This is a genomic window from Chroococcidiopsis sp. [FACHB-1243] (genome assembly GCF_014696895.1).
Classification (GTDB): domain Bacteria; phylum Cyanobacteriota; class Cyanobacteriia; order Cyanobacteriales; family Chroococcidiopsidaceae; genus Chroococcidiopsis.
The window spans coordinates 66,616-88,723 of sequence record NZ_JACJQX010000017.1 but is presented as its reverse complement, the minus strand read 5'-3'; the positions used below and the strand labels follow the sequence as shown (position 1 = coordinate 88,723).

At 43.3% G+C, this 22,108-nt stretch carries 19 protein-coding genes; 6 read left to right on the top strand and 13 right to left on the bottom strand.

Annotated elements, in window-relative coordinates; all coding sequences use genetic code 11:
- Positions 1 to 18: 18 nt before the first annotated feature.
- From H6G17_RS14530 to H6G17_RS14515, 5 genes are all read right to left on the bottom strand, one after another.
- Positions 19 to 822: an SDR family oxidoreductase gene (locus H6G17_RS14530; RefSeq protein WP_192158253.1), complete on the bottom strand. Its 804-nt coding sequence runs from the start codon at positions 820 to 822 to the stop codon at positions 19 to 21.
- Between the two features lie 180 nt (positions 823 to 1,002).
- Complete coding sequence (locus tag H6G17_RS14525) at positions 1,003 to 1,755, bottom strand: type 1 glutamine amidotransferase domain-containing protein (protein WP_192158251.1); 753 nt, start codon at positions 1,753 to 1,755, stop codon at positions 1,003 to 1,005.
- 53 nt (positions 1,756 to 1,808) lie between these two features.
- A complete protein-coding gene (locus H6G17_RS14520) occupies positions 1,809 to 3,062 on the bottom strand; it encodes a GMC oxidoreductase (protein ID WP_199316724.1) in 1,254 nt (417 codons plus the stop codon).
- 114 nt (positions 3,063 to 3,176) lie between these two features.
- A complete protein-coding gene (locus tag H6G17_RS32605) occupies positions 3,177 to 3,314 on the bottom strand; it encodes an FAD-dependent monooxygenase (RefSeq protein WP_199316723.1) in 138 nt (45 codons plus the stop codon).
- Between the two features lie 248 nt (positions 3,315 to 3,562).
- On the bottom strand, positions 3,563 to 4,816 hold the full coding sequence (locus H6G17_RS14515) for an NAD(P)/FAD-dependent oxidoreductase (protein ID WP_192158249.1): 1,254 nt from the start codon (positions 4,814 to 4,816) through the stop codon (positions 3,563 to 3,565).
- Between the two features lie 748 nt (positions 4,817 to 5,564).
- Between H6G17_RS14515 and H6G17_RS14510 the strand changes: the two genes are divergently transcribed.
- From H6G17_RS14510 to H6G17_RS14495, 4 genes are all read left to right on the top strand, one after another.
- Complete coding sequence (locus H6G17_RS14510) at positions 5,565 to 6,803, top strand: efflux RND transporter periplasmic adaptor subunit (RefSeq protein ID WP_192158247.1); 1,239 nt, start codon at positions 5,565 to 5,567, stop codon at positions 6,801 to 6,803.
- 73 nt (positions 6,804 to 6,876) lie between these two features.
- Positions 6,877 to 10,149, top strand: a complete 3,273-nt coding sequence (locus tag H6G17_RS14505; RefSeq protein ID WP_192158245.1) for an efflux RND transporter permease subunit — start codon at positions 6,877 to 6,879, stop codon at positions 10,147 to 10,149.
- 193 nt (positions 10,150 to 10,342) lie between these two features.
- Positions 10,343 to 10,552: a hypothetical protein gene (locus tag H6G17_RS14500; protein ID WP_242038392.1), complete on the top strand. Its 210-nt coding sequence runs from the start codon at positions 10,343 to 10,345 to the stop codon at positions 10,550 to 10,552.
- A gap of 66 nt (positions 10,553 to 10,618) precedes the next feature.
- The gene (locus tag H6G17_RS14495; RefSeq protein ID WP_192158243.1) at positions 10,619 to 11,215 is read left to right on the top strand and encodes a GUN4 domain-containing protein; all 597 of its coding nucleotides are present in this window, start codon (positions 10,619 to 10,621) and stop codon (positions 11,213 to 11,215) included.
- A gap of 77 nt (positions 11,216 to 11,292) precedes the next feature.
- Here H6G17_RS14495 and H6G17_RS14490 read toward each other — a convergent pair whose 3' ends face one another.
- The 7 genes from H6G17_RS14490 to H6G17_RS14460 all read right to left on the bottom strand — a co-directional run bounded on the left by H6G17_RS14490 (position 11,293) and on the right by H6G17_RS14460 (position 15,820).
- A complete protein-coding gene (locus H6G17_RS14490) occupies positions 11,293 to 12,303 on the bottom strand; it encodes a bestrophin family ion channel (protein ID WP_192158240.1) in 1,011 nt (336 codons plus the stop codon).
- Between the two features lie 3 nt (positions 12,304 to 12,306).
- Positions 12,307 to 12,999 (bottom strand): carbonic anhydrase, encoded by a 693-nt coding sequence (locus tag H6G17_RS14485; protein WP_106544666.1) that lies wholly within the window; start codon positions 12,997 to 12,999, stop codon positions 12,307 to 12,309.
- A 175-nt stretch (positions 13,000 to 13,174) separates the two neighbouring features.
- Positions 13,175 to 13,429: a DUF1830 domain-containing protein gene (locus H6G17_RS14480; protein WP_015155304.1), complete on the bottom strand. Its 255-nt coding sequence runs from the start codon at positions 13,427 to 13,429 to the stop codon at positions 13,175 to 13,177.
- Between the two features lie 85 nt (positions 13,430 to 13,514).
- A complete protein-coding gene (locus H6G17_RS14475; RefSeq protein ID WP_347276432.1) occupies positions 13,515 to 13,886 on the bottom strand; it encodes a YdhR family protein in 372 nt (123 codons plus the stop codon).
- Positions 13,887 to 14,242: 356 nt separating this feature from the next.
- Entirely contained in the window at positions 14,243 to 14,461 is a 219-nt protein-coding gene (locus tag H6G17_RS14470; protein WP_015155306.1) for a hypothetical protein, read from the bottom strand.
- A 38-nt stretch (positions 14,462 to 14,499) separates the two neighbouring features.
- Positions 14,500 to 15,111 (bottom strand): AraC family transcriptional regulator, encoded by a 612-nt coding sequence (locus tag H6G17_RS14465; RefSeq protein WP_015155307.1) that lies wholly within the window; start codon positions 15,109 to 15,111, stop codon positions 14,500 to 14,502.
- A 133-nt stretch (positions 15,112 to 15,244) separates the two neighbouring features.
- Entirely contained in the window at positions 15,245 to 15,820 is a 576-nt protein-coding gene (locus H6G17_RS14460) for a hypothetical protein (RefSeq protein ID WP_015155308.1), read from the bottom strand.
- Between the two features lie 864 nt (positions 15,821 to 16,684).
- Between H6G17_RS14460 and H6G17_RS14455 the strand changes: the two genes are divergently transcribed.
- On the top strand, positions 16,685 to 17,740 hold the full coding sequence (locus H6G17_RS14455) for a hypothetical protein (RefSeq protein WP_015155309.1): 1,056 nt from the start codon (positions 16,685 to 16,687) through the stop codon (positions 17,738 to 17,740).
- Positions 17,741 to 17,816: 76 nt separating this feature from the next.
- Positions 17,817 to 17,993, top strand: coding sequence for a hypothetical protein (locus H6G17_RS14450; protein ID WP_015155310.1), 177 nt, complete (start codon positions 17,817 to 17,819; stop codon positions 17,991 to 17,993).
- Positions 17,994 to 18,285: 292 nt separating this feature from the next.
- On the opposite strand, the gene H6G17_RS14445 is transcribed toward H6G17_RS14450, so the two are convergent.
- On the bottom strand, positions 18,286 to 21,849 hold the full coding sequence (locus H6G17_RS14445) for an NB-ARC domain-containing protein (RefSeq protein ID WP_192158238.1): 3,564 nt from the start codon (positions 21,847 to 21,849) through the stop codon (positions 18,286 to 18,288).
- Positions 21,850 to 22,108 lie beyond the last annotated feature (259 nt).

Genomic DNA, 22,108 nt, shown 5'->3' with positions numbered 1-22,108 from the left:
GAAATGTAAGTTATTAACTCAATTGACAGTACTTGTACCCCCACCGTCCACTCGGAGGTTCGCACTGTTGATGAAATCTGCAAGGGGGCTTGCTACATAAGCAACAAGATTTGCGATGTCTTCAACCCGTGCCAAACGACCGACTTGGTTGTACCAAACCTCTTTGAGTACGTTTTTTTCAATCTCCGCCCAGTCCGTACCCCAGCCTTTGATAGCTGCGGTTTCGCGGAAAAAACTCTCAAGTCCTGAAGTTCGGACAATGCCGGGGCTAATTGAGTTGATTGTTACCCCCGTTTGTGCTAACTCCTTGGATAGGCTCACCGTCAAATTGAGGATTGCCGCTTTGGTAGCCGCGTAGTCGGGCATATTTGCAAAAGGCTGCGTCGCTTCGGTGCTGGCAATCTGGATAATACGCCCCCAGCCAAGTTCCTTCATTTGGGGTACGAGAAGGCGAATCATGCGCACCATAGAAACTACGTTGGCGTTGTACATTTGGAGCCATCCATCGGTCGGAGTATCCATCCAGCCTCGGTTGAGAAACATGCCCGCACAATTGACCAAAATATCCACGCCGCCAAGAGACTGCAATGCTTTGTCTGCGGTTTGATGTGCGCCTTCATCCGTGGAGAGATCCCCAATGGCAACTACTGCCTTTCCGCCGTCTGAGTTAATCTCCTGAGCTACTCGATTCGCCTGTTCTTCCTTTCGACCGTGTATGACAACGATCGCGCCTTCCTGAGCCAGCACCTTCGCAATGCCCTCACCAATACCGCTACTACTACCGGTAATCAGCGCCCGCTTGTCACGTAGCTGTAAATCCATAAACTTGACTCACAAAAAGTATTGTTTGTCGTTTGACTGTCTTACATTAAAGACTGCTCCTCCTAAGAAATGCAACTTTAATTTGGGGAAGTAACTAAACTGCCTATACAGCCGTCCTCTCGATCGCACTTGCCAAACTCTCTTACCCCCAATCACGATTATTTCCAGGTGTACCAGCTTCTAGGCGGGAACTGTAACTTTGTTTAATTTCTTAGCAAAGGCTTTGGCTACCGCATCAGAGGAATAAGGATTCTGTCCCGTGACAAGGTTGCGGTCTTCTACTACGTGCGAACCCCAGATAACATTGGCTTTCTCGTAAATGCCACCCAACCGCTCTATCTCAAACTGTAGTATGAAGGGTAGCATCCCTGCTATTGGTGTCACTAGTTCTTCTTCGTGGGAGAAGCAGGTCATGCGGTAGCCCTCAAACGGCCAGCGACCTTCGGGGGTTCTCAGCGCTAAAATTCCGCTTCCGCCGTGGCAAACAGCTGCTATTGGCTTGTCCAACTCAATCGCCCAACGGAAGAGTTGCGTCATCGCATCTGACTTCGGCATATCCTGCATCGCACCATGACCTCCACTAAGGAAAATACCATCGTAGGCAGCGACTTGTGCTTTAGTAAAGTCATCCAAATTCAGGGGTTTTTTGAGATCGGATGATGCCTCAATAAACTTGATAAACTCTCTGGCTTGCTCGGAGTCATTTACCTGCGATCCTGCTGGTCTGACGTATGGCATGAAGTTCGGATCGATGCTGGTTTTATCCACGCTTGGTGTAAGACCACCTATTGTTGCTACATCAACTTCATATCCCTCTTGTTTAAAGATCTGATAAGGGAGGACAAACTCCTCAGCCCAAAATCCCGAAGCATGTTTCTCTCCAGTTGATAGAGTGAGAGTGGCTGAGTTGGTCATCAGTATTAGAATCTTCATGGTATAAAATACACTCCTTGGTATTACAGTTGTAAATGGGCGCAGCAAACAGTTTAGTGAATATCTGCGATGATTCGATCCATACAGCGTTCTGCTAAAGCTGCGATCGTGTATGCAGGATTTGTACATCCTGTAGAGCCAGGAATCAGCGCACCATCGACGACATAAAGTCCTCGATAACCAGATACTTGCCCGTAGTCATCGCACGCTTTTCCTAGAACTGCTCCTCCCAGTGGATGGGCAGTGATAACGACATCAGTTGCAGGGGCGGGTCGGTTTGTGGTCGTGGGAGTATAAAATTTCATTTCCGTCATGGGTGTTTTGGTAGAAATGGCATTTTTACTGTCAAGAGTTTTGTAGGTTTTTTCTGTATCTACCATGAGTTGAGTTTCTCGGGGATAGTGTAACTTGACAGAATCTGTAGACGCATCATACGTGAAGGTTCCACTTTGTGAGGGTAGACCCAAACCAAGACACTGTTGCGTTCCTTCAGGACTAGCCCAATTTTCAAGATTTATCAGTACTACCGGGCGATCGAGGTCGTCGAAATTTTCTAACACTGCACCTGCGGGTCCTCCTTTACCAGATACAGGTGGTAAATTTGAACGAGTAGCAATGGTGTCGCCATTAGAACTCCAAAATTTACCGATATAGTCATTTAGTCTAGGTAATGAACCTGTTGCTTTAGCTTTGACCAAAAGTTTAGAAGTCCCCATAGACCCGGCTGCTAAGAACAAATAGCGACAGCGAAAAGATTTTTGTTCGATAACCTCTCCTGATTCATTTATTTGATGACATGAAACCCGGTAACCAGCTTCAGGGTTTTCAGCAATCTCTATTGCTACATGTAGAGGAAGTATTTCTACGAAACCAGTTTTTTCTGCTTGGGATAAGTAATTGCGATCCAAGCTTTTTTTAGCGGCGCTATTGATCCCCCACCAATGGTCTCCGACAATAGTAGACTGTACTTTTGTTCCGTTAATTTCTTCCCGGACTATATTCCAATCAACGGCTAATTCTAGTAGATGATTGCGGAATCCTGCTTGAGTAGCATGTTGAACAAATAGCCGTGTTGTATCATAGTAAATAGTATTTAAAATGTCTGGAGGAATTGGCGAAAGCTGTAAAATTGAATGGACGCGAGGGTAATAAACTGTATCCATTTCATCATAACTAATCGACCTAGGAAAAACCTTCTGAAATAACTCAGGAATGGGTTGATAAATAAGACTATTGTAAACTAATGACCCGCCTCCAACTCCAGCACCATTTAAAACAATAATTCCATCTTCAACTAAGGTTTCCATCACACCTGTATGTACATCGATCGGCTGCCCGAATATAGTTGCTGGACTAAGCCAAGCGGCTCGACCATCAGGATTATGAGGAGTAGCAAAAGTATTTTGGGCAGGCGTAATTTGTCAACGACGACCTCGCTCTAGCACTACTGTATTGATGCCTGCTTGTCCCAAGCGTAAAGCTGCAACGGCTCCACCAAAACCACTACCGATAATAAGAGCTTCTACAGACTCATCATTTTTATGTAGTTTATGAACCATAAAACCTCCACATCACAATTTATGAGCTGTTGTGTATATATCTCGCATCAATAATGTTGCTCTTATTTTTTTCGTTCTAAGTGAATTTCATTAGTCTCAATATTTCAAAGTTTAGACCTCACAAAATACGATAACAAGAGTTGAATTTTTGCAGCAAGAGCGCATTCTTTACACTCAAGTGATTAATTGTCATTGCGATCGCAAGTAATCGCAGAATGTTTCCGCCTTTCATTACAATTTCTGTGGAATCAAACCAAATTTTTAGCGTGATGAAACACTTCTTCGCTGAGCCATTCAGTAGTAACTTTTAAATTGTGGACTGGTGTAGGTAGCATCTCCAGGTATGTTAGTTGACGGATTGCATGACCTATCCTGCCTTTAACTTCGTGCTTGTTAAATATTTCAGCAGCAGCCTCTTGCGTACCTAGTTTCATCAAGGTTCCGCGCAAGAATATGCGACTAGCCTTGGGTTTCTCACCTGCTGAAACAGCAACTAGGTTACGGGCGATCGCCTTCGCCTGCTGATAGGCAACCTGTGCCAGAGCTGGCTCGGGCTTGAGCAATGTCACGCAGTCGCCTCCAGCAAAAACTTCTGGATAGCCGACTAGGTTGAGGGCTGGCGTGACGAAGGGACGACCTTGCTTGTCGCGCTGCTCGTCGAGGATAGGCAGTTTTTTGACTAGCGGATTGATGGCTGTACCTGCTGTCCAAATCATCGTTTCAGCTTCAAGCATGGCAGGTTGGTTGTCGCGAGTATACTCCACTTTGCCTGAACTTAAAGCAGTGACAGCAGCTCCAGTCAATAGTTCAACTGGAACGACATGCTTCTGTAGAGCAGCATAAGCAGTCTCGCGCAGACAAGCGTTCACATCACCAGAAAGAATATTTTGACTGCGATTCATCAACACTAGCCGGATCTCCTGAGGATTGCCACCTAACTTGGCATACCAGACAGGCAATAAATCCGCCAGCGTGTTTGCTAGTTCGACACCCGTTGGACCTGCACCGATGACAGCAATTGTCAGTAATTTCTGCCGTAACTGGGAATCTTCAATTTGGCTAGCGCGTTGTAAAGACTGGCGTAAATGCTGACGTAGGGCGAGGACATCCAGCCCGCTGCGAAACGGAAAGGAGTACTCTTCGGCTCCCGGAGTCCCAAAGTATCCTACTGTGCTTCCTACAGCAAGCACGAGATGAGTGTAGGTATAATGCAAGCCAGAAGCCAGTTCGATCTTGCGTCCGGCTAAGTCAATCTGCTCAACGGTGTCTTGCACAAACGTCACGCCACTTCCTTGAAGTAGTTCCTCGTATTGAGGCCAAACCTGATTTGCATCCATCTGCCCGTTGAGAAATTCAAATAGCAAGGGCTTAAAAACAAAACGCTCGGAGCGATCGATCAAAATTATCTGACCCTTATAACCTAGATGACTCAGGTAAAGGGCAGTAAACAATCCAGTAAAACCACTACCCACGATCGCAGTTCGCAGCGTCGATTGGCTCATTTGACCTCCAAAGATGTACCAGATTGGGATGAAATCGAGAAGCTAAGCGGTAGCGGACGAAGTAAAAACTAAGCAGTTGATTAGTCCGTAAATCTTAGAATTAGGAGTGGCGATTTCGCTCTTACGATTAACTAAGATAGTAAGAATTACCAAGTCCGATCGCAAGGGTTGCTCTTTCGGAGCAAGTCTGTATTCTTTGTACAAAAGAAGTATGACAAATCGAGCGATCGTGACGAAATTAAATTCAATGTTTTAAATCCGATTGACTTACATTTTGTTATTAATATTCCTAGCGATCGCAGGCGATCGTCAATTGAATTTGTTAAAAGCTGCTTTGCAAGCAATTTAATTTATTAGTTGGAAAACCACTCGAATAATTACCCAAATAATGTGGCGTTTTTGATGAAACCCTTTCTTCACTACATTTTTTCAGTTTTTATCCTGTACTGAGCAAAAAAAAACAAACTTACTCAGAAATATTAACCCTAGTGACCTTGCAGCCTCACTCTTAGAATGAGCGAGTATACATCGACCGTCAAACACGAGGCTAAATACTACCAGTGCGATCCCCTCATTGCTCAAATTCTTTTTTCATATGCTTGAAACAGAACAACTTTTTACTACTTAATCTTTTTTAATTTTTATTTACATTATAAAAACAAAGCTACGACTTTATTTCCACTTAATATTTAGCAAAAGATATCAAGTCAAAGTAAAAAAAGTAAAAGTATACTAATGGAAAATTAAAATGAAATACAACGCTTTACTAACAGCAAAAGTACTAGGTGTAGCCCTTCTAGCTTCCACCTTCACTAGTGGCTGCAAATCGAGTACGCTTCCTGCTACAGCAAGCAAATCCCCTGCTGCTATTCCTGTCAAGTTGCAAACACTCAAATCTAGTTTAGTTCAAGATAATTCTGAATTTGTCGGAACGTTAGAAGCTGTCAAGAGAGTTGTCCTACAACCAGAGATTGAGGGTCGGATTGTCAAAATTCACGTCTCCAATGGAGATCGAGTTGACAAGGGAACGCCAATTGTACAGCTCCGATCCGATCGCACTCAAGCAGAATATGCCAGTGCTACTGCTAAGGTCAACTCTGCTAGAGCAGTTAGTATCACTGCTCTAGCGCAACTAAAAGCAGCAGAAGCTAACAAAATTAAAGCTGCATCGGAAGTAGAACTTCAGAAGATACAGTATCAGCGAGCCGAGCGACTAGTCAACGAAGGAGTACAAGCTAGGCAGCAATTAGATATTGCGCATAGAGATTTGAATACAGCCATTGCAGCCCTCCACGCTGCTGAAGAAGATGTAGAAGCTGCCAAATCCAGCTCTAATCAGATGAAGACTGAAATTAAGCAGGCTCAGGCAGAAGCGAATGCTGTCAATGTTTCGCTTCAGTACAAACAAGTGCTAGCACCGATCGCAGGCGTAGTTGGAGATTTTCCTGTCAAAGTGGGAGACTACGTTAATATTGGTCAAACTCTGACCAATATCACCCAGAACGACTCCGTAGACCTACGGCTCTCTGTTCCGATCAAACACTCATCTCAACTAAAATTAGGGTTGCCCGTAGAATTGATCGACCCCAACACAAATAAGCGCATAGCCACAGGCAGTATTTCTTTTATTAACCCTCAAGTCAACACTGGGGATCAAGCAATCTTAGCTAAGGCTCGCTTTTCTAATCGTAATGGTAATTTACGTGATGGGGAATTTGTCAAAGCAATAGCGATTTGGAACCAAAGCCCGGGAGTTTTAATCCCTACAGATGCCGTATTTACGATCGGCGACCAAAGCTTTGTTTATAGCGTTGAGCAACAAGGGAGCAAAACAGTCGTGCGGCAAAAGCCCGTACAGTTGGGAAACATCAAAGGTCAGAATTACCAGGTACTCAATGGAGTTAAGCCAGGAGAAAAGATTGCTATCACGGAAATTTTGAACTTAAGAGATAACGCCCCCGTTCAGCCGATAGCGTCTGAATCCTAAATCTGAAGCAATAGCTTTGTTCTATTGTCCCAACACTTCCACAGTCCCAACAATTAATAGGAACTCCTGGACTATGCTGTTGAGTATTGCTAACACTTTCATCAAAAGACCGATCTTAACTACAGTTTGCACTGTACTAATTCTCTTGATCGGCGGAATTTGTATTCCCTTGCTGCCCTTAGATAAGTTGCCGGAAATGGCTCTCAAGCAGGTGACTGTAACTGCTAACTACCTGGGTAGTGATGCCAAAACCTCTGAGGAAAACGTCACCACCGTTCTGGAGCGGCAAATCAATGGCACAGAGCGGGTCGTCTATATGTCCTCTCAAACGACGAATAATGGTGATACAAGTATCAACATCTCTTTCCCAACGGAAATGGACAGGAACACCGCTCAAGTTCTTGTCCAAAATAATGTTGCCGTTTCTCAAGCCGAGTTACCTGAAGAGGTGAACCGAACTGGTGTCATCACCCAAAAACAATCTCCCACGATTACGATTGCTTACGCCTTTTATTCCGACAAGGATAAGAACGATCGATTCACATACAATCCTGTTTTCGTGAGTAACTATGTCGATCGCCAAATTCTCGATGAAATCAAGCGGATCGAGGGGGTAGGGAACGCCGTAATTCTGGGAGAACGGAAGTATGCCATGCGGATCTGGCTTGACCCCGATGCCCTTGCCGCTAGACAATTGACGGCTCAGGATGCGATCGATGCCATTTCGGAACAGAATATTCAGGTAGGAGCAGGCAAAATTGGTCAGCAGCCCACTCCCTCCGAACAGCGTTACGAATTTGCCCTGAGAGCAGCTGGTCGATTCACGACTCCCGAAGAAGCTGAAAACACTGTGGTGAAAGTCGGTGCGGACGGCACGCTGATCAGAATTAAAGATGTAGGTCGAGCCGAAATAGGGGCGCAAGACTATAGCACCAATGCTATGTTCGACGGCGCGCCAGCAGTCGGTCTTTTAGTCTACCAACTTCCTGGTACGAATGCCTGGAACACTGCTAAGTTGGTCAAAGAAAAAATGGCGGAGCTAGAACAGAATTTTCCGCCTGGATTGAAAGCAGAAGTTGCCTTAGATAATACTTTATTCGTGGCAGCTTCCCTCGATGAAGCCCTCAAAACCCTGATCGATGCGATCGCGTTGGTGTTCTTAGTCATCTTTATCTTTTTACAGGACTGGCGCACCACCCTTGTTCCTGCTATCGCCATTCCAGTGTCGCTAGTCGGAGCAATGGCTTTAGCGTTTGTATTAGGGTTTAGTCTCAATCAGTTAACTTTGTTTGGCATCATCTTAGCAACTGGTCTCGTGGTAGATGATGGAATTGTGGTGGTGGAGGCAATATCTGCAAAATTAGCTCAAGGAATGAAACCACTGCAAGCAGCCCTAGATGCTATGGGGGAACTGACAGGAGCAGTTGTCGCGACATCAGTTGTACTCATGGCGGTGTTTATTCCCGTGACTTTCTTCCCTGGTACGACAGGAATTGTTTATAAGCAATTTGCTCTGGTTATTGCTTTCTCGATCGCCATTTCTACCTTTAACGCCCTGAGTTTTTCTCCTAGTATGTCAGCCATCATTCTAAGAAGGCAGGAGGAAGTACACGGACCTTTGGGAGTGTTGTTTCGTTGGTTTAATCAGGTTTTTGACTGGTTCAAAACGGGATATACCAAGACAGTAGAATTTCTGATTCGGATTCGGCTGCTTGTCATTCCTGTTTTTATTGCCGGATTGATCGCGACGGGTTGGATCTATCAGACAACTCCGCAAGGGTTTATTCCTGAAGAGGATCAGGGCTATTTGTTTGCGATTGTCGAAGCTCCAGCAGGAGTGTCTTTAAACTACAGTGCTGACCTACTGACGCGGATTACTGAAGAAGTGATGCTGCCGTTACCCGAAGTCGAACATGCATTTGGCACTGCTGGCTTTGGGTTTGAAGGAAATGCTAGCAACAAGACACTTCTATTCGTTAAGTTGAAAAACTGGGAGGAGCGTCCTGGTGCAGATAAGTCAGTTTTTGGGGTTCTGCAAAAGGTTAACCAGGGGTTACAGGCAAAAGTTCCAGAAGCTCGGGCAATTGCCGTCAACGCACCACCAGTGGATGGATTAGGTTCTACAGGTGGGTTTGAGTTATACATTCAAAATAAAGCTGCCCTACCTATGGAAGCGCTGATCGACAATACTCAAAAGGCGATCGCCGCAGCCCAGAAACGACCAGAATTGGCGGGAGTGTTTACTCAATTTACCTTCGGTACGCCAATGATGCAAATTTCCATCGATCGCAGCCAAGCCAAGGCACAGAACATCGAAATTAACGACATTTTCAATACCTTACAGACATATTTAGGCGCACGATACATTAACCAATACGTTCTTGGCGGGCGGCTGTATCGAGTTTATGCCCAAGCAGAAGGAACGGTGCGCTCTAATCCCGAGGATATAAGTCGTTTATACGTACGCTCTCAAGATAACAACCTAGTCCAACTGAGCAATGTCGTAAACTTGACAAGATTGAACTATCCGCCAATTGTGAGCCATTACAACGCCTATCCTGCGATCAAAATCCAAGGCGCAGCAGCACCAGGCTACAGTACAGGACAAGCCATACAAGCGATGGAAGAGGTTGCTCAAGAAGTGTTGCAACCGGGATTTGGCTACGCCTGGACGGGAACTGCTTTTCAAGAAAAATCCTCTGGGGGTGCTGCACCGATTATTTTTGGTTTAGCTTTTGTGATGGTCTTTCTGGTGCTAGCCGCTCAGTATGAAAGCTACGTCGATCCCACGATCATTATGATTACAGTACCGTTGGCGATCTTGGGTGCTATTGGTGCAGTTGTCATACGGGCAAATATTTTTCAAGCTGGTGGAGTTTGGCCAGCGGTTAACAATAATATCTATGCCCAGGTAGCTTTGGTGATGTTAATTGGTCTGGCGAGTAAGAACGCAATTCTGATTGTAGAATTTGCCAACCAGTCGTTAGAGACAGGTATGGATATTACCCAGGCAGCAATTCGAGCTGCTAAAGAACGCTTGCGACCGATTCTGATGACTGCCTTTGCTGGTCTCGTCGGTTTCTGGCCCCTGGTAATTGCTAAAGGAGCTGGAGCAATGAGTCGTTGGTCTTTAGGGACAGCGCTCTTTGGTGGCTACCTCATTTCGACAATCTTAAGCTTGTTTTTAGTACCAGTTCTGTACGTCACGATCAAGAAACTAGAAGAGCGTTTCTTAAAATCAGGTAAATCAGGTACACCTAGCGAGCCAGGATTTCAACAACCGCAGATTCAAGACGAGAGGGAGCAGGCTCTTCCCAATTTTCAAGCTTCTTCTCAAAACGAATGAACTATTCGATTTAGTCAAGTAGTATTCCGAGGTAACGGTAATGTTTCGTAAATGGAATTTCAACGACTATCTTAACCACATCTTGTTTGCTATCACCATTTTCTATCTGTTCTATTCCTTTTTCTTACACCACTAATCCAATTTACTCTATAGGACAACTATGAAGGTCAGGCTAATTATTTTGTCAGGAATTATGACCGCTCTTGTCGGCGTAGTTATTAGTTTAGCTGCTACCAAAATTGGTCAGCGTAACTTTAATCAACTTCAGTACGAAAGCCAGTCTTACCAAAATTTGCATAAAAAATATGCTTTGATTGGTGCTAGTTTAGGATTCCTTGTCGGTGCTGGACAAGAATGCCTTCGAGAGCTGAAGACTGCAAGGGATAGAGAAATAGAGCAATAAAACAAGTAGCTGCTCGTTTGTTTATCTTATCAGAAACTCAAAACAAGTACTTTAATTAGGAATCTAATGTCTACTACACATGAATCCGAAGTCATTGCTCGTTTAGCCGCGATGGAAGAGCAATTACAGCAATTCAACCAGCTTTTCTCTTGCCTTAGCGAACGAGTTACTCAGTCAGAGGATAATTTGCGACTAGTTGCAGATATCCACAAATACAAAAAGCTACGAGATTTATTAGCAGCAGGGAATTTACAAGAAGCAGACTGGGAGACTATTCGGGTCATCCTAGCGATAACAGGGCAGCGAGAGCTTGAATCTATCACCCCTGAAGACGTGAAGCAATTTCCCTGCAACGAACTGCACGTAATTGATAGCCTCTGGACAACTTATAGCAAGGGTCGTTTTGGCTTCAGCGTGCAGATGCAGATTTATCAAAACGTGGGTGGTTCTCTTAATACCACCATTGCTCAGGATAATACAGTTATCGAGCGCTTCGGCGATCGCATAGGTTGGCGCGTAGATGGCAAATGGCAAAAATGCGATCGCCTCGATTACACTCTTGCTGCGCCGATAGGCTGCCATCCCTCGCGGTGGTGGAATTCGCCCTTTGGTTCAAAAATGACCAACTATTTCTTCAATCGCCTGCTCACATGCAATCTCTAGATCGGCAACAGCATAGCTAAAATTGCTATGTTTTCGTGCCGATCAAGAAATTATTAGATGTTAACTCGTTCGCAATCTTATACTCGCCAAGAACAACTGCTGCTGGGAGCAACTGCAATTAACTCTTCAACATTTTGTAGCATAGTGTTGCAAATTACATCTAAGGGTAAGTCATTTGCATCATACCCAAAAGGTTCTTCTATTTCTGAGCCAATTTGTTCAATACTTAACAAGGTGAAACTTACAAAAGCCATAATTAAACCAGTCCACCAAGTCAAGTTTTTCACTAATTCCAGCGGTAATATTAAACAATAGATTAATACCAGCAGTCTAAATTTAATGGAATAGATTAAAGGTAGTGGTGTTTTCAAAATGCGTTCGCAGCCTCCCAAAATGTTGATTAACTCATCTAACAGAGCGTGTAAAGCAGTTAATTGATAGATGTTCACACAATTACGTTCGTACTGATGTTGCAGATAATCCCTAATCCAAAAGACAATCTGTAGTGGAGAATGGCGAACAGTTTTGAGTTTAAAGTACTGATTTTCAGACATCAATGAGGCTAACTGCTTGTCCATTACTTCTGCTCTTAGATGTAATTTCATAGCAATTGGAAAAGCAACTAACAGTTTGAGAATTGCCTCTTTTTCTACTCTTTCTTGAGGCGAGCTATCTTTGATAACTATGTAAATTCCCTGAGCTAAGTTCCGAACCGTATTGACTAGCCTTCCCCAAAGCTTGCGGGCTTCCCAAAAGCGATCGTGAGCTGTATTCGTGCGAAAAACTAACAATAAAGTTAGACCCACATTGAAACTTAAAATGGCATTAGTAATAACACCATTTTTTTCGGGAAATACTATATCTGTGTCAAAATAGTGAATTAATGATATAAAAAAACCATATCCACTACAAAAAAGTACCCAAGGAAAAATGACGGGAATAACTGTTCTTTCAAGCCGTAAAATGACTTGAAACCAATTTAGTGTTTCACCAGTGTACAGGTGATGCTTTCCTTTAAATGTGTTTCTTGCCTTATTGAGCAAACGCTTGCACTGCTCTAGGGCATTATTAGGCTTGATAAAGTTCATATTTTACAACTCCATTAACTCCGATAAACCTGAGCGCACGCCAGCTATGGGGTCAGGCACAGGTAGTGGGTCTTTAATCGGGACAAATTGACCTAAGTTGGCATTGTAGGCAATAACATTTCCACTCTCAATTTCATAAACCCAGGCATGAAGAAAGAGTTGCCCCGATCGCAGTCGAGAGCGAATGACTGGGTAAGTCTCTAAGTTTTCTATCTGCGTCAAAACGTTTTCCTTAACGGTAAGACTTAAAAGTTCCTCACCTTCATATTCTTGATAGTTATCCTGAACTAGGCGACGAGTGGCTGCTGCATAATGGTGTAACCATTCGTAAACCAAAGGCATCTCTTGAGCGAGGCTACCTAACTGCAACAACCCCTTCATAGCGCCGCAGTGAGAATGACCGCAAATAATAATATCTTTTATTCCTAAAGCCTGAATCGCATATTCAATTGCTGCTGCTTCAGTAAAATTTGCAGTACCAAAAGGTGGAACGATGTTACCAACATTGCGAATGACAAACAGTTCGCCTGGTTGAGTTTGAGTAATCAGATTTGGATCGATTCGAGAGTCAGAGCAAGTGATAAAGAGTACCTGGGGAGCTTGACCTTGAGCTAGCCGCCCAAACATCTCTTGGTGAGAGCAAAAGTAATTGATTCGGAACTTCTCTACACCTTTAACCATATCTTGCATGGACATTGCTTAATACCTCGCCAAATGGATAACTACAGGAGAGCAGGCAAACAAATACGTATATTGAAAAACTTATTTCTATAATTTTTTTAATGAATTCATTAATTTAGTCGTAGCGACATTTATTTTTACGATCGCCTTCTTTAATCCAACTTAAATTTACTCAAAACAGCGCTGCCAGTCAATCTATTCGGAGGCGATCGCAGGGTATCTTATCCGACAGAATAGCACTGCACATGTCGCATGTATGGATTTCTAAATGAGCATTTCTCGGAGCCTCAAATAAAATACGTTGACCTGAGAAAATAACGCGCTCAAAGTGACAATACGAAACATTTGCAATTCGGAGAATCTGAATCTTTCGAGTGCTATTCACATAGCAACAAAGAAGCTTTAGAGAACGCTGAGTTTGTGGAGGAGCAAATATGAGAGCCATCTGTTACAATTTTCCTACTAAATCAAATTGTCAGATTCAGTCCATCGCATTTACACTAATACAGTCATGAAACATAAAATATTTCTTATTGAAACAAAATACTTTCACTAGTTTTAAAACTATTTGACTTGAAACCACTTAAACCTCTGAGTAGATCGGTAACAGAACCTTCGGCTAGAAAGCTATATTTTTCATTAAGCTCGAATGATTTAACGACAATCTCTTCAAAGTTTGGATCGCTGATAATTCGATTAAATATTGGTCCGTTAAAATAATCAAAAACACTCGCTTCATCCTCAAACAAATAAATACCCCCTGCTTTTGAAGTATTTTCGTTGTTAATCATCCAAATTTTCTGGATTAGCCCCGGAACTTGAGCAAGCGCTTGGGTAAAATCTAGCATAACTGTTCTGCTACTAGCTGTTTTCTTCTGCGAGCGATCGCGCTTGAAGTCGATTTGGATAATTTTTGCCATTTTTCTCATCAACTCGATTGATTGAAACAAGGCGTACTCCGTCTACGGTCATCGCGACTTAAATAAACAAGGTTAAATAAAAACTAGTTTTTCTCAGCTCTCGATTGGCTGACCAATTGTATTTTCATAAATATGAAAAAGCGGAACGTATTGTGAAAGACATAGATCGTATACACAATACGTTCCGCACTGCTTCCGTCTATTGGTTGTTAGGAACGTGACTTTGTATTAGTTTATGTCTCTCTAAATACAAACACAAGGGCTAAACTTTGGGGACAAGTCTGCTATCTTTTTTCTGGTTCTCAATTGAAGTGAAGACTAGCAGATTTATTCCGTCTCTACTTGCTAAAATTTCCAGTTAGTTTCTTTAACTGAAGATATGCTTCTTCTGGAGTCAGAGCAGCAGATTCCTTTTCGTTAGGGATATAGAATTCCCAACTATCTGGAAAATGTCGAACAACAAAACTTGGGATTAATCCTAACTTAATTGCCTTTTTTGCTAATTCTTCTGCTTGTTCTGCCAGAGTAATTTCATCGTGAAATAGATGTTGGTTCATGATTTGAACAACCCCCAATAAATAGCATCTACAAGTTTCTACAGAAATGCCTCATTCAAGTTCTCTTGACCAATTGTTATGTTCTGATACAGAATCTCAACAATCTCTTGTATACAAACCTGTAGTCTTTGAGCTTCTACAGCAGTTATAGTTTTGGCTCTTTGCTCAATCAGATTGCTTGGCTTTTCCTCTTTCAGGTCTACTTGCAAAAGTGGAACGCTCCTACTTTGATATTTTCTCCGCCAAGCTTGTGGAGTCAATCCGTGGAACCGGAGAAACAAGCGACTGAAATGCCGTCTATCAAAATAACCTACTGCTTCAGCAATCTGCTCTACTGACTGACCAGTTTCAAGTAATAGACAGCGTGCTTCTGCCATGCGGCGTTCCACAATCCAGCTCAGCACAGTTTTTCCGGTTTCCCGTCGCACCAGGTCAGTCAAGTACGCCGGAGAACGACCAACCGCTTCAGCCACCTCTCGCAGACTAATTGAATCGCAATAACGTGCTTCGATAAATTCAAAAACTTTACTCAAAAGAGGATGAGACTGAAGCAAGAACTTTTGAAATCCTACCATCCTAGCATTTTCAATCAGCGAGTCTATATCGACAGTGTGGAATTCTTGGCTCTCAAGTAAGCGATTAGAGTTCATAAAATCACACCCATTACTTAAAGAAACTACAACTTTATTCTTAGCTTTTCCTACATTCAATCAAATTTGAAATTCTTTCACTCCTCAATACTTAAAAACAATGCTTTGAGTTAGCTTTGTGTCCGAATAACTACTAAGTTTCTGGTTCGCGTCTGAGCCAGTACAAAAATTCGCTTGGTGCATAAACATCGCGAGAAAAATCTAAATGCGAGCTTTTCAAATAGCAGCCGCCTCGGTGTCCGCGTCGTAGTATAGTCTCATTCCCTCTAGCAATTGTTTCATTGCTCTCGTTATCTATACAGCACCATTCCGTATAGACAACTTCATCATGGAACATGACAATGGGCCAACTCATCGTGACACCCGGTTGAGCGGTAATTGCCCACCAATGTTCTTCTCTGTGCTTCGCTGCGATTCTGCCGTAAAAAGGTCCGTCCGCACAAAGGTATACCAGTTCATCAGTGTACTCCCTTGCTAAAATATCAGCCCGCCCTTGTCGCCAAGCTTCACAATGCGTTGACCACCAATCTTTGTTTTCTCGTTCTATTTGTACTAGGCTGTAGTTTGTGGTAATTTGAGGAAGTGTCTCCTCGCGCAGAGATATGTATGCTTCTGCATCGTTGAGTAGCTTTACCGCTAACTCGTTGGAAATCAAATCTGGCTTGGAATAATCTGTAAGCAAGTCTCTGTAGTAATTAAACCGCTGCATCACCTAAAAACCTCTACCATGTGAGAGAGTAGAAGCTGAGTTGTGTTGACGTCAATCCTTTGGTTGACTGTAGAGTTTGCTGTCTGCGTGTAAATTGTTGCCAGTGACTACCAATGTGCTACTTGGGTCGGGTTTTAGCAAGTAAAGATAAAAAAGATAAGCAAAAAATTGAAATTTCTATTTAATCCTTCTGCTAGAAGTTGCTCTAACTTCCATCTGAAAAGGATTTCAGCAATTAGCTACTCTAAACGCTAGAATTGGCTAACGTTCTTAAAGTTAGTTTTTTTATCGATACTCAAGAAATTGCTTAGATTGCTTGCTTAACTTTTGGCGATCGCATAGCTGTGACTGAAGCGTTATTGTATCCTCTGTGGCGATTATGTCGCGATCGCCACAGTAAAATAATCATACCTTATCACTAATATTTGACAAACTAAACTGGTGTTATCTGCTCACCCTCGTGAATTTTATAAAGTTTTAAAATTTAAGCAAGTTAAGCCGACAATCTAAAACTTAAGAATGTTAAGAAATTATAAAAATTTGTCTTTTCGTACACTTTTGGAAAGCTGAAACTATTTCCAGCTTTAGCTTTCAGCTACTGTTGACATCCACAAATTCAAGTTTTTTCCTTAACTTTGTTATCTTTGCTTGGAAAATTATCTTGAAGCTAGCAAACTGAAATTCATAACGCCTCTCTCGATAGACGCATTCGAGAAGGCAAGGCGAAATCAACAGCAGCACTACGTATCTTGTCCTCATAATCGCAAATAAATCTGCTATTTAGAGATGAGGAAAGTCGTCCAATACTTTTTGATGCACGATTAAAGCTGTTTGTCAACCTTTATTGGAGCTAGTTCGCTAACAATGAACGCTAAACATCAAACCGAGGAAGTGCAAATGACCGAACAGTTTGAGGCTGGCGAACAAACATCTGAGATTTCTATACCATCGCCAAGTGACATGACTTCTTTCAAGAGTGCTGAATCAGCGGGTTTCGTAGCTGATACAACGGTGGTGAAAACTGCTAGCCGCTCTTGGCAGTATACATCTAATAATAGCCAGCCTAATAGTAACCAACAATCTGCAACTGATGATGCATCGACGGGTTTTGCGGCTGATACAACAATAGTGAAGACCACTAAACGCAGTTGGGTGCATCAACCTAGTTCTGCAAAACAAGGCATTATCTTCACTGAAAAGTCAGTTGACGCAAGCAACAAAGCTAAAACTCAAAAGCAGTTGGATGGAGCAATAGCGTTAGCTTGGAGTCGGGTGAAGACTCGCCGCAGACCACCAGCCTTGACCCCCACACGTTGGGTATGGCGACTAGCAGGTTCTTATCATCTATGCCAACCCACGCAACAACTGATGGAGACAGCTGCTTGGCGCTTCGCTTCAGCCGGACGCATGGTTCTAGCTGGGTGGGCTGCACAAAAAGCCAGTGAGGAAGCGGGTCACGACCGACTTGCCCTGCTCGATATTCAGTCAATGGGATATAAGGCTGAGGCTGTGGTGAAAGAACTTGTTCCCCCAGCAGCAGCAACTTTGGTAAATTATTTCACTCGGAGCGTACAGGCAAGAGATCCAATTGGTTGTGCTGGTTATTCTTATACAATGGAGCGTTTAGCTATGGGGATCAAAGAAGATTACATCCAAAGGGTAGAGGCTTTGCTGCTACCTAATACCCATGCCACTCGTTGCTTGCGGGTACATAGTGGTATTGGTAATGATGTCGGACACGTAGACGAGACAGTGGATATGATGACTGAGCTTACGTCTGATGAGCGTGTCCAAGTGGCAAGAGCTTGCTACGAGACTGCACTGCTGTGTTTCAGCCCGCCTAGTGAAGATTACATATCAGAGGAGGAACTAGCGCATGTGTTGAAAGCATTAGAGCAAACAAACACTGATGAAATCTAATTATCAGCTATTCGCGTACAACCAAAACTCGTCCACAACACTCTCAACAAAACTACTCAATTACAAGGAGAAAATCATGGCAACTTTAACAGCTACAGCGATCGATCGGCAATCTTTGGATTGCAATTATGATACAAGCAGCCTAACTGAGAGCATCTTCAAGATCTTGGATGACATGGAGTTTGATTTGGAAAGCATTTTCTTCCAGGAATTCGCACAAGGACTGCCAAACGATCTCGAAACTGCTCACTGATAGATTTCACTTCTGTTCGCTTAATAAAGCAGGCTTAGCCAGCAATCGATATCTTTTAGTAGGTCGTTACGCTCAGTTGTAGGATGGGTAGAGCGATAGCTTTATCCATCAAAACTCTATGTGATTTACACTACAATCTCTGATTGCAAATTTTTTATCTTACAGTTAAAACCGTAAGAGCGACAGCGAGTACACAAGCAAAACCTAACGAACACAGGTTACAAAACTGCTGATTTTTGTTCAACTTGTTGACGTAGTTTGTCTAACCATGAATTACATCTGCCAAATATTATTAATTAACTGCCCCCAACGCTTTCAGCGTCGCCACTGCCGCTTGGGTTAAACCTGTAACCCCTGTAATGTTCATGCGCTCGTAGAGTTTCTCAGCTCTCAGAGTTTTTACACACTCACCCGTTTTTATATCCCACAATCTTATTGTCTCATCCTCACTACCGCTAGCCAAAATTGGGTTATCTCGACTCCATGCAACTGACCAGATCAAACCCGTATGTCCTAGCAAAGTTTTGAGACATTCACCAGTGCTGACATCCCAGAGTTTGAGGGTGTAATCTTGACTGCTACTTGCTAGCGTTTGGCTGTCTGGACTAAAGGCAACTAATTGCAACCAACCCGTATCTACTTGTATTATTCTTTTGCACTCACCAGTGCTGACACTCCATAATCTTAAGGTTCCGTCTGGACTGGTACTTGCTATCAGCTCACCATCTTGACTCCATGCAACCGACCAAATCCAGTTCGTATGTCCTTCAAGTGTTTTAATACATTTATCGGTGCTAACATCCCACAGCTTGAGAGTCTGGTCTAAAGAGCCACTTGCTAGCATTCTCCCACACGGACTAAAAGCAACTGACCAAATTGCAGCACGATGCCCCTGAAAAGTTTTTAGAGCTTGACCAGTGCTGACATCCCACAACTTTATTGTTCGATCCTCGCTGCTACTTGCCAACATCTGACTGTCAGGACTCCACGCAATCGACCAGATTGCAGCCCCGTGTCCTTGGCAAATTCTCAAGGCTTGACCAGTGCCGACATCCCATAATCGAACCGAGGAGTCTTGACTGCCACTGGCTAGCGTTTGACCATCGGGACTCCATGCAACTGACTGCACGGCAGCCCGATGTCCCTGAAAAGTTTTCAGAGTTTGACCAGTGCTAACATTCCACAATCGAACCGAAGAGTCGTGACTACCACTGGCTATAGTCTGCCCATCTGGACAAAAGGCAACCGAGAGTGTTTGATTGATATACCCTTGGAAAGTTTTGCAGCAGAAACCCGTATTAACATTCCATAGCCTTACCGTTTGGTCGCGACTACCACTGGCTAGGAAATCGCCCTGTGGACTGAAAGCAATTGAAAATACCCAACTAGAATGTCCCTGGAAGGTTTTGCGGCATTCACCAGTGCTGACATCCCACAACTTGACTGTCTGGTCGAGACTGCCACTGGCTAGAAGATTGCCTTGCGGATTAAAAGCAACCGACCATACTCCATTAACATGTCCCTGGAAAGTTTTGAGGCATTGACCACTGCCGAGATCCCATAACTTTACTGTGCGGTCTTCACTGCCACTCGCCAGTGTTTGTCCATCAGGACTAAAGGTTATCAAGCGGATTGGATTAGTGTGTCCCTCAAAAGTTTTGAAACATTCACCAGTATTGATATTCCACAACCTGATAGTATTGTCAGCACTACCACTGGCTAGCATCTTTCCATCAGGACTGAAGACAATCGAGACTACATGATTTGTATGTCCCTGGAAGATTTTAAGGCATTTACCATTGTGGACACTCCACAACCGAATCGAGAAGTCGTCACTGCCACTGGCTAATATATTACCATCTGGACTCCATGCAACTGACCACACTTCATTCTCATGTCCTTGTAAGGTATGAAGGCATTGACCTGTGGCGATCTCCCACAACTTTACCTTGCTGTCGCTACTACCACTAGCAAGGGTACTGCCATCAGGACTAAAAGCAAGTGATGTAACCCAGTTATTATGTGCTTGACAGGTGAGGACTGGTTTGCCATCTGCAACTTGGTACAAGCGAATCTCGCCATTGCTATCGCCCATAGCCAAAAGTTTACCATCAGGGCTAAAAGCAACCGATGCAACACCACCAAAAGTTTCAGCAAAACTAGATTTAGCTAAATCGGCGTTTTGGAAATTGACATCGTGCAATTTCACCCGCTGTAGGTCTGCTTGCCAAACACTTAGGTTAGAAAAATCATAGCCACTTAAGTCAGTTTCCAGATGACAAAGCAAATTGAGAATATTTCCTGCTGCATACCCAGGTTCTAATGGCGATCGCTCTTGCAGCGTTACTCTAATTTTATTTAGCTGCTTTTCTAGACTTTTTTTCGTTCTCAATATACTCAACAGGCGATCGCTAACTGGTTGAAGAATTAAGCGAATTTGAGTATCCTTAACATAGTCTTTGCCTTGAGCCTTCATCAGGGCATAGGAATTGAACAGAGTAATTTTTTCACTACAAATCTCCAAACAAACCTGAGCCACCAATCGCTCAGTTACATATTCCATGACTACAGGCTGGAGGGTGAAAAGCGCCTCAGTTTTTTCAATTAAACTTCGCCGTGACAGAGATTCTACAGCTTCTATAAATTTTGCTGGCGATACTGGCGTGACAAAATCCGATCGCAATTCTGACAGTGAAACTGGTTCTCGACTAATCGCTAGCCAGTAGACGATCGCCTGTTCTAAATCTATTAACCGCTCAAACTGCTGCTCTAAAAGTTCGTGAATATCGCCAAAAACTACGGTATTGTGTTTCAAAAACTCCGAAACACTACCATCAAATACATCTTGAATCGTCGTCGCCACTATTTTTAATGCTAAAGCATTCCCTGCATAGCGATCGACCAGTACTTCTAATTCTTTGATCGCTCCAGAAACCCCCTTAATTCTAAAGATTTTCTCCCCATCCGTCGCCTTTAGACCATTCAATGGAAGCGATCGCACGAGCAATCCTTTGCCTTCAAGCGGGACTAAATCTTTAGGTTTTTCCCGACTTGTCAACAGCAAGCAGCTATTATGGGGAGTTTCTCCCACCCTTTTTAACAGTTCCCCATAACCTGCATATCCTTCCTGATATTGTCCGGCTCGACTACCACTACACAAAATCGACTCGGCATTGTCGAGAATCAGCAAACAGCGAGACGATCGCAAGTAGAAAAGCAATCGCGATATTCTCTCACCAATGCTTTCTGATAAATCTATTTCTTGCTCATCAGATAAAAATTGGATCGCTTGAGCCAAAACAGTCTCGACAGGTGGCGCGTCTCGTAGCGAAATCCACTGGACGTATTCAAACCGATCCTGAATTTGTGTTGCCAGCTTGACAGCCAGAGAAGTTTTACCAATTCCCCCCATGCCCAATAGTGCCACCACTCGGCAGCGATCTTTCAGCACCCATTGCTCCAACTTGGCAATTTCTTCTATACGCCCGTAGAATACTGAAACGCAAATTGCTTCTTTGAGATCTTGTCGCTTAGGAGTAACCTGAACTTCTAGCGGCTCCTCCAAATTTTGGTTTGTGTTAACTTGGTTGGGGTTAACATAGTCGCTTTTTTGCAACTCTAGATTAAATGACATAAACAAGCTGACAAGCGTGCGCTTGTCAACTGCTTCTTTACAACTCATTACTCTTCCCAGAGTAACAGTCGTTAAACCCGTGCGATCGCTTAATTCTTCCAGCGTGAACTTGTTGCCAGCCTTCTCCAGTATTTCTAAAGCGAGTTTTGCTTGCTGAAACTTTTGCCATCCTTCACGAGTGAGAATAACACCTCGACTGCGTTTTGGTTTTAGCAAGTCCATAGACAAATCAAGTGTTTTTTTATACTCTTAGCCCTACTGGAATTTGCTGCTGTTTGGTTAGATTTAGACGAGTTGCATCCAGAAAAATTTCCGAAACTCGATGCAGATAGGTCTATTTGCACCAAGGTTCGGATTTTTAGAGACTTTTTCTCAATAATTCTAATGTATTTTTTGATAAAAATCTATTTATAGGTGGTAGACAAATTTGGGTTTTTAAGTAAAGCAAAGATTAACTAGGGAGACAAGTGCCGAGTTATCC

Excerpts from the sequence above, each read along its gene's own strand:
- H6G17_RS14530 (WP_192158253.1), bottom strand. The coding sequence starts at position 822 with ATGGATTTACAGCTACGTGACAAGCGGGCGCTGATTACCGGTAGTAGT.
- H6G17_RS14525 (WP_192158251.1), bottom strand. The coding sequence starts at position 1,755 with ATGAAGATTCTAATACTGATGACCAACTCAGCCACTCTCACTCTATCA.
- H6G17_RS14520 (WP_199316724.1), bottom strand. The coding sequence starts at position 3,062 with ATGGAAACCTTAGTTGAAGATGGAATTATTGTTTTAAATGGTGCTGGA.
- H6G17_RS32605 (WP_199316723.1), bottom strand. The coding sequence starts at position 3,314 with ATGGTTCATAAACTACATAAAAATGATGAGTCTGTAGAAGCTCTTATT.
- H6G17_RS14515 (WP_192158249.1), bottom strand. The coding sequence starts at position 4,816 with ATGAGCCAATCGACGCTGCGAACTGCGATCGTGGGTAGTGGTTTTACT.
- H6G17_RS14510 (WP_192158247.1), top strand. The coding sequence starts at position 5,565 with ATGAAATACAACGCTTTACTAACAGCAAAAGTACTAGGTGTAGCCCTT.
- H6G17_RS14505 (WP_192158245.1), top strand. The coding sequence starts at position 6,877 with ATGCTGTTGAGTATTGCTAACACTTTCATCAAAAGACCGATCTTAACT.
- H6G17_RS14500 (WP_242038392.1), top strand. The coding sequence starts at position 10,343 with ATGACCGCTCTTGTCGGCGTAGTTATTAGTTTAGCTGCTACCAAAATT.
- H6G17_RS14495 (WP_192158243.1), top strand. The coding sequence starts at position 10,619 with ATGTCTACTACACATGAATCCGAAGTCATTGCTCGTTTAGCCGCGATG.
- H6G17_RS14490 (WP_192158240.1), bottom strand. The coding sequence starts at position 12,303 with ATGAACTTTATCAAGCCTAATAATGCCCTAGAGCAGTGCAAGCGTTTG.
- H6G17_RS14485 (WP_106544666.1), bottom strand. The coding sequence starts at position 12,999 with ATGTCCATGCAAGATATGGTTAAAGGTGTAGAGAAGTTCCGAATCAAT.
- H6G17_RS14480 (WP_015155304.1), bottom strand. The coding sequence starts at position 13,429 with ATGGCTCTCATATTTGCTCCTCCACAAACTCAGCGTTCTCTAAAGCTT.
- H6G17_RS14470 (WP_015155306.1), bottom strand. The coding sequence starts at position 14,461 with ATGAACCAACATCTATTTCACGATGAAATTACTCTGGCAGAACAAGCA.
- H6G17_RS14465 (WP_015155307.1), bottom strand. The coding sequence starts at position 15,111 with ATGAACTCTAATCGCTTACTTGAGAGCCAAGAATTCCACACTGTCGAT.
- H6G17_RS14460 (WP_015155308.1), bottom strand. The coding sequence starts at position 15,820 with ATGCAGCGGTTTAATTACTACAGAGACTTGCTTACAGATTATTCCAAG.
- H6G17_RS14455 (WP_015155309.1), top strand. The coding sequence starts at position 16,685 with ATGAACGCTAAACATCAAACCGAGGAAGTGCAAATGACCGAACAGTTT.
- H6G17_RS14450 (WP_015155310.1), top strand. The coding sequence starts at position 17,817 with ATGGCAACTTTAACAGCTACAGCGATCGATCGGCAATCTTTGGATTGC.
- H6G17_RS14445 (WP_192158238.1), bottom strand. The coding sequence starts at position 21,849 with ATGGACTTGCTAAAACCAAAACGCAGTCGAGGTGTTATTCTCACTCGT.